This is a genomic window from Vibrio sp. 704, assembly GCF_033339295.1.
In genome coordinates, this window is sequence record NZ_JAWOUH010000721.1 from 1 (window position 1) to 592 (window position 592).

1 protein-coding gene is annotated in these 592 nt (G+C 45.6%); it reads right to left on the reverse strand.

Annotated elements, in window-relative coordinates:
* Positions 1-543: LysR family transcriptional regulator (locus R7R24_RS28740; RefSeq protein ID WP_318120463.1), on the reverse strand; the 543-nt coding region annotated here is incomplete at its 3' end.
* Between the last annotated feature and the right edge of the window lie 49 nt (positions 544-592).

A 592-nucleotide genomic window follows, 5' to 3' on the forward strand; every position in this document is an offset into this window, starting at 1 on the left:
ATGGTCGCGATAGATTTCGAGTTCGCAAATATCATCCGGTGGCAGTAGGGTAAGTTTTGCGTCATTGATGTCGATGTCTTTACCTGTTAATCCCAAGTCCAACTCACCACGCTGCAACATTTTGAAGGTGTTATCTGACCAAGGATGCGTGCTGATGGTGACGCCGGGCGCCTGTTGAAAAATCGCTGGTAAGAAATGCGGCAAGATTAATGGGTAGACACTTTCCACGGCTGCAATTTGAAAGCGGTATTCACTGCTTTGGGGCGAAAACTCTTCTGGCTGGGTCAGCACTTCTAATTGGTTAATCAACAGATCCAGTTTCGGTTTGAGGAACAATGCACGTGGTGTTGGTGTTAATCCATGTGAGTTACGCGTAAACAATGGATCATCAAATTGAATGCGAAGTTTGGCTAATGATTTACTCACCGCGGATTGGCTGAGGCACAGTCGGTGTGCCGCTCGAGTCACGTTAAGCTCTTCAATTAACACTTTAAAACAGACCAGTAAGTTCAGGTCGAGACGAGCGAGCTTTTCTATGTTCACGGTGAATTTCCTCTGGGGAATAATGGTCATGAGTATACATCATTTCCAT